The sequence below is a fragment of the Flavobacterium sp. AK-301 genome (assembly GCF_058310215.1).
The window spans coordinates 91,681-98,205 of record NZ_JBZEES010000009.1 but is presented as its reverse complement, the minus strand read 5'-3'; the positions used below and the strand labels follow the sequence as shown (position 1 = coordinate 98,205).

General features: G+C 31.2%; 7 protein-coding genes. 2 read left to right on the top strand and 5 right to left on the bottom strand.

Features of this window, described 5'->3' with window-relative positions; translation table 11 throughout:
• Positions 1–67: 67 nt before the first annotated feature.
• On the bottom strand, positions 68–1,150 hold the full coding sequence (locus AC4FQX_RS12085; protein WP_491167961.1) for a phage tail-like protein: 1,083 nt from the start codon (positions 1,148–1,150) through the stop codon (positions 68–70).
• A 491-nt stretch (positions 1,151–1,641) separates the two neighbouring features.
• Here AC4FQX_RS12085 and AC4FQX_RS12080 point away from each other — a divergent pair, with 491 nt between their 5' ends.
• Entirely contained in the window at positions 1,642–2,520 is an 879-nt protein-coding gene (locus AC4FQX_RS12080; protein ID WP_491167960.1) for a HEPN domain-containing protein, read from the top strand.
• Positions 2,521–2,586: 66 nt separating this feature from the next.
• Here AC4FQX_RS12080 and AC4FQX_RS12075 read toward each other — a convergent pair whose 3' ends face one another.
• From AC4FQX_RS12075 to AC4FQX_RS12065, 3 genes are all read right to left on the bottom strand, one after another.
• Positions 2,587–3,126, bottom strand: a complete 540-nt coding sequence (locus tag AC4FQX_RS12075) for an SRPBCC family protein (protein WP_491167959.1) — start codon at positions 3,124–3,126, stop codon at positions 2,587–2,589.
• Positions 3,127–3,298: 172 nt separating this feature from the next.
• On the bottom strand, positions 3,299–3,805 hold the full coding sequence (locus AC4FQX_RS12070) for a GNAT family N-acetyltransferase (protein ID WP_491167958.1): 507 nt from the start codon (positions 3,803–3,805) through the stop codon (positions 3,299–3,301).
• 77 nt (positions 3,806–3,882) lie between these two features.
• Positions 3,883–4,383 (bottom strand): GNAT family N-acetyltransferase, encoded by a 501-nt coding sequence (locus AC4FQX_RS12065; RefSeq protein WP_491167957.1) that lies wholly within the window; start codon positions 4,381–4,383, stop codon positions 3,883–3,885.
• A gap of 174 nt (positions 4,384–4,557) precedes the next feature.
• Here AC4FQX_RS12065 and AC4FQX_RS12060 point away from each other — a divergent pair, with 174 nt between their 5' ends.
• Positions 4,558–5,757: an LETM1-related biofilm-associated protein gene (locus AC4FQX_RS12060; RefSeq protein ID WP_491167983.1), complete on the top strand. Its 1,200-nt coding sequence runs from the start codon at positions 4,558–4,560 to the stop codon at positions 5,755–5,757.
• 125 nt (positions 5,758–5,882) lie between these two features.
• Here the strand turns inward: AC4FQX_RS12060 and AC4FQX_RS12055 are convergent, their stop codons facing one another.
• Positions 5,883–6,521, bottom strand: coding sequence for a carbonic anhydrase (locus AC4FQX_RS12055; protein ID WP_491167956.1), 639 nt, complete (start codon positions 6,519–6,521; stop codon positions 5,883–5,885).
• Between the last annotated feature and the right edge of the window lie 4 nt (positions 6,522–6,525).

Below are 6,525 nucleotides of genomic sequence, written 5' to 3'. Positions count from 1 at the left end.
AAAAGAATAAAAAAACCGCAGGTTTAGAACTTACGGTTTAAAATATATAAATTAATTTTTTTATTATTTACAGAGCAACAGCATTATTTAAACAGAAAGTAAATACAGCACCGTTTTGTGATGCTTTTCCATTATGTTCAAGTTTTAACTCTGTAAACCATTCTCCACCTACAGTAATATTCCCACCTACACCTGCAGAAACAATCGTTCCTGGAAATGTCATTGTATTATTAGTAATGCTCATTTGGTCTTGGCAAACACTATTAACTTTTAGTTGAACGGATTGCTTTCCATTTGTTGTAAAGGTAAACGCTTCACCAGTATTTGTACCTCTAAAAGCAATTCCTATATTCGTTACAGGACGGGAAAAAGTAATAGTAATACTGCTACTCGCAGTCTTCCCTAACCAGAAACTATTATCTGTTGTAGTCACACCACAGTTAGGAGCTTTTTCAATAAGAGCAGTTACATTTGTAAAAGTATAAGTGGCGGTTACTTCTTCTCCGTTTATTATATGCTTACCATTTAGTGTAGTAAAGTTTACTTGATCATTTATATCACAAGTAAAATTAGTTATAGCCGGAGCTTCAATCTCTGTATAATGCTTCACGGGAATAATAAACTCACAGTTTACCCCTGCTATACTCAAAGGAAATTTAGCCTCACCTTTGGCAGAAGGAGTTCCTGAAATAAAAAATACCAGATCGCCTGAACCCTTTTTAAGAGAACCCGGAAAAAGTATAGCCTTCAATCCGGTTACACCCTCTGATTGAATAGTAGACTTTTCATAAGCTAAAACATCTCCTTTATTAAAATAAGGAATAATAACTACTGTTCCGTCAGGAGTTGCGGAATTTATAATAATATTCTTGTTTACAATAGCTGAACTGCATTCCAGGTTTAAAGGATTAAGTGCTAATAAACATCCGCTCCACTTAGAGCCATTAAAATATCTAATACATTTTTCTTCTAGATCATAAACTATAGTCCCTTCTTTTATAAGTTTTCCTGCAGGATTCACAGTATTCTCCGCCCGATCAATCTGAGGAAGAACTAAGCCCCATTTATTATTAGGATAAGAGACATCCAAAGCGCCTTCAGGAGTATGTGTTCCAATACTGGTTTGAGAAAAAACAATACTAAAAAACAATACTAAAAAATAATAAACTTGATATAATAAATATATTTTTCATTGTAATTATATAATATTCTTTTAATTTTTAGAAGACAAATTTAATCAATACAATTAATATGGAAACTAAAAAGAGGGAGCACAAGGAGTCATAAGAAAGAAATTACTTACAATAAATATATTCCTAACAGCTTTTTTTAATTTAATTAGATACAATTAAACAACATTATATTAATTAGTTAAAACTAAAATTTAGAAGAGTAAAAAATACTATACCTAGAAAGCTGTTAAGTATATATTCAATAACATATAAAAAATTTAAGTCCCTTACAAAATAAAGAATAAATACATAGTAATAATTCTCAGTACCTTTAACGTTTTCCACCATCCGAATTAAAAAGGATTTTTATCCCCGGTACTAAAGAAATGTTTTATTTTTTAACTACTTTAGTAAAAAATAAATCTCAAAAAATAGAAGTATTTTTGTTTTGTAACCCCTAAATCACTCCATGAAGAATTCCATAGCTTATCTGCCACAAAAAAAACAAAGAGATCTCAATCGTTTTGTAGAAGAAATAAAAAAGAGATTACCACAAGCCCAAATGATTATTCTCTATGGAAGTTATGCAAGAAATGAATATGTAGATCATGACGAAAAAGTAGAATTTGGAATTCCTACTTCTTACAGAAGTGATTATGATATTCTGGTTGTAACGGATAGAATAACGGAACAAAAAACCGAAAAAAACCTTGAGGCAATTGACAATAGCTATTATCAAGACCCGGAAAGACAAACTCCTGTTCAGTTTATTCATGAAAACATTAAAAGATTAAACCAACATCTTGATGAAGGAAGATATTTTTATACCCAAATAATGGAAGAAGGAATTCTACTTTATGACAGTGAAAAATTTACTCTTGCCCAACAACGTGAACTTCGTTTTGATGAAATAAAACAACAAGCAGAAGAATATTTTAAAGACAAATACGAATGGGCTAATAATTTTTTATATAGTGCAACCGATTCCTATAACAGAGGGAATTATAAAATGACATCTTTTAATCTTCATCAAGCCTGTGAAAATAGTTTTCAAACTATTAGATTAGTCTGTACGTTAACCAGTCCTAAACAGCATAATTTATCCAAATTATTTTCTTTTGTAAAGAAATATTCAGCAGACTTACCTCCTATTTTCCCCAATGATACTGTAGAAGAAAAACGATTGTTTAACCTGTTGAAAAGCGCTTATATTGAGGCTCGTTACAATCCGCAATTCATAGTAACAAAAGAAGATATTGATGCTTTACTGCCCAAAGTAAAACGACTACTTGAAATCACAAAGCAAATAAGCGAAAATAAAATCTCTGAATATGCAAAACAGATTTAATCCATAATTATAACAATCATATATCTCAATCCTAACAGGTTAAATAAAACCTGCTAGGATATGATGCTACTTTTCCAAAGTCGTTTTAAGGTTATTCAGACCTTGTTGTAATGCACTACCCAGCATATCCTGCATATCCATAAAAGGAAGCATCAGATTCATAGGATAAGGCATCGTACCATTAAAGCCCCATTTTACTTCAGTATGAGTAGAATCAATTGCTGTAGTTGTCATATAGGCACTATCTGTTGATTTAAAAGGTTTTATAAAACGCAATTCAAAATCAATGCGTTCTCCTTCTGTAATCTTTTTAATTTCCTGCTCTCCTTTTCCTACCTCTTTATTAGCACTGTCCCATGTAAAAACAGCTCCTACTGATCCGTCTGTTCCTCTGAAATCTTTTTTCATAGCAGGATCAGCTTGTGACCAGACACTGAAATTATCCTGATTTTTCAGCATTTTTATATAAGAGAACACCTCAGAACTGGGCTTATTAATTATAACCTCACGTTCTACAGCATATTCTTTCTTAACAAATAGCCCTGTAATTAAAATCAGAACAATAATACCAAGCAAAGCAAAAATAAAAGTTTTTAGAATTTTCATATAATAGGGTTTTTGGGATTACATATATTTTCAAAAAACAATTATAAATTAACAATACATCTTACTTATTAAATTAATAATTACCAAACTAAAAAATAAATTTGTATTAAAAATAAATACTTTTTATGACAAAAGCAATTATAAAGAAAAATAGTACTCTACTTTCTGAGTCCTAAACTTCCATTTCAAACAATCCCAGTCGGGCTCCTTCATAATGTTTTGGTAAACCTTCTGTATTCTGAATATCTAAAAAGCCTAAAAAATCAAAACCACATTTAATATAATAATCAACCAGTTCTCTATTATCTCCAAAAGTATCCATTCGGATATACTCTCTATCTGTCGTTAAAGCATATTGTTTAGCCCAGCCAGCAATAACAGTCACATAACCTCTGCCTTTAAATTTGGGATTAGTTACAATTCTGTGTAAATATACAGCCGGATCTTTATCCTTTTCTCCCCATATTAACGGATCCTGATAATCAATAGAAAAAATACAGGCAATCTCTCCCTCTATAACTATTTTAAACAATCTCCCTTCATTAATTTCCCTTTCTATTAATGAACGCTCAAATCCCTGCCAATATTTATCAAACTTGGTTTTCTGATACAATATCGCTGCATCATATAATTTAAAAAGAATAGTTACATCGTCTAAAACTGCCGGAATAATTTGCATATCAAAATGGTATAAAAAATAAAAACTCTAACAAATATAATTATTTTATAACTGATTATCAAATAGTTAAAAATATATTATTTCTCCAATAGTAACTGCATAAAAGTAATACTAAGCCATCTGTTAAATTTAAATCCTACTTCTTTTAATTCCCCTGTTACTTCAAAACCAAAATCCTGATGAAACTTAATACTTCCTGTATTATCTGTATCTATAACGGCAACCATTACATGATACCCTTCTTCTTTAGCTGATTCAATCAATGCTTTTAAGATTTGTTTCCCGATACCTTTTCCTCTGCATTTGTCAGAAATATAAATAGAATGCTCCACCGTGAATTTATACCCTTCATGCAGTCTAAATAATCCGTATGTCCCATATCCTACCACTTTATTATCATATTCAGCTACAATAACAGGAAAACCCTCTTTTTGCTTTGTATCCAGCCATAATTTCTGCTCTTCAAAAGTGCGGGGGGTATACTGATAAAAAGCAGTTGTATTAATAATAGCATCATTTATTATTTCCAGTATATATTCTAAATCTTCAAAAACAGCTAATCTTAACTTTACATCCATATAAATAGTTTAAAAATGGGTATTGCTTTTCTATATACAAAATTACAGAAATTTTAATTACCAGCCTAGAATCGATTATTGGATTTTTTGGGTGTTAGATCGTTCGAAAAATCTAATTATCCAAAAATCTGAAAATCGAAAAATCTTGATTAATTTTACACTATGAATAAAATAATTATAAACCCTTCTGCCAACGGTTGGATTGATAAATTGTTATCAGAACAGACTTCTCTACCTACGCCTTATACATCCTCAAAAGAATTCTACACAGCAGTGAGAAAAACCGGTTTTGTATATGGATATGTAGTTGCTTTTAACAACTTTAATTCAATTGAAACAAAAGGCTGGACTTCTGAAGAGTTCTCTAAAGTTGCTTTATTAAACAGTTTATTAGGTGTTTATCAATTAGTAACTCAGGATTCTGCTACAGAAAATTTCATGAAAAAAGTAGTTGCTTTTTATAAAGAATTACAACCTTCCGGTTTTAATCTTTTAAAAAAAATATTACCGAATGAAGCCCTGGAAACTGCTTTAGAAAAAATGATAGCAGAACGGATTAAGACCAATGATAATATCATTAGTAAAAACTTTTCTCATATTCTGACAAATGCCTTATTATTTGTTGACATTCTGGCTTTTCGACAATATATCTTAAATAATAAAATCCCGGAAAACTATCTAAAAAAAACAGAAGAAACCATTCTGAGTATTGTAACTCTGGCTCTAACCACAAAAACCAATAAATCAAGATATGATGATCTGTTAATTAAACTGTTCGGAGCATCTGTACGTTTCACTAAGTTTTCTGAAGTAGACACCCAGAATCTGGAAAACCTGGAACTTGATTATTTTACTTCCGATTTGGAAAAATACTATTTGATTGATCTCGCAGGTATGGCAATGTGGAGTGATACCGTTCTGGAAAAAACAGAAACTTTCTTTTTATATCTGTTAGGAGACCTGATGTCTGTTGACCAAAGCAGCATTGACGATAGTATAACTGCTGTAGCCACATTTATTAGTAAATACAGAGACGAGATTCCGTATTTCAATTATTCTAATCCTGTAAAACATTTTTATGATCAGACCACTCAGAATGTTATACTGCTCATAAAAAGAAATAAGAACAGACTATTAAAAGAAATATCAGAAAGTGGTGAATTAATGGTGCTTTTAGCTAATTCAACCCGAAGAGATCTGGATGAAAAAGAAAAGAAAAAAGTAAAAAAACAATTACTGGATATCTGTAAAACCATTCCGTCATTAACTATTTTCTTACTACCCGGGGGCAGTTTATTACTACCTATTTTAATAAAATTCATTCCACAGATGCTTCCTTCTGCATTTAATGAGAATCTGGATAAGGAAGAATAAAACAGATAATCGTAAATCGTATATTCTTTAAATTATACCTAACAGGTTAAAAAACCTGTTAGGATAAAATATATATTTCTTGATATTCGATTATCAAAAAATCCAATAATCTAAAAATCTAGTAATCAATCATGTAAAACCTCTTTCATAAATAGAACCTCTCCGGTCTCAATATTCTGATAACCACCGGCAATTCCTATTTCTCCTTCTTCAAAAAGTTCTCTTAGAACCGGACTTCTCAGTAATATCTGGTCCATTGTATCTATAATATGATGTTTTGTCACTGCTTCTATCAGTTCTGGATCATTATAAGGTGCTTCAGGCATTTCAATACGTATCTCTTCAACAGAATTCTGTACTTTGTCTAAAAGCCCCGTCAGATTTCCTAATTCCTCTCCTGCACAAGCTCCTTTTACCGCTCCGCAATTACTATGTCCCAAAACAACAATTAATTTAGTTCCGGCTAATTTACAGGCAAATTCCATACTCCCGAGAATATCTTCATTTAAAACATTCCCCGCTATTCTGACACTGAAAATATCTCCAAGACCTTGATCAAAAATTAATTCTGCAGAAGTTCTACTGTCGATGCAACTAAGAACAATTGCAAAGGGAAACTGACCATCTTTAGTATCATTTGCCTGTTCTAATAAGTTTCTGTTTACTTTTAAATTATTTATAAAACGCTGATTTCCTTCTTTTAAAAATTGTAACGCTTTTGCCGGAGTTATTGTTGCCTGTGTTTCTGCTGTATGTGCTTTCATATAC

Coding starts and splice junctions, on each gene's coding strand:
- AC4FQX_RS12075 (WP_491167959.1), bottom strand. CDS start 3,126: ATGAAAATTCTAAAAACTTTTATTTTTGCTTTGCTTGGTATTATTGTT.
- AC4FQX_RS12065 (WP_491167957.1), bottom strand. CDS start 4,383: ATGGATGTAAAGTTAAGATTAGCTGTTTTTGAAGATTTAGAATATATA.
- AC4FQX_RS12055 (WP_491167956.1), bottom strand. CDS start 6,521: ATGAAAGCACATACAGCAGAAACACAGGCAACAATAACTCCGGCAAAA.
- AC4FQX_RS12080 (WP_491167960.1), top strand. CDS start 1,642: ATGAAGAATTCCATAGCTTATCTGCCACAAAAAAAACAAAGAGATCTC.
- AC4FQX_RS12070 (WP_491167958.1), bottom strand. CDS start 3,805: ATGCAAATTATTCCGGCAGTTTTAGACGATGTAACTATTCTTTTTAAA.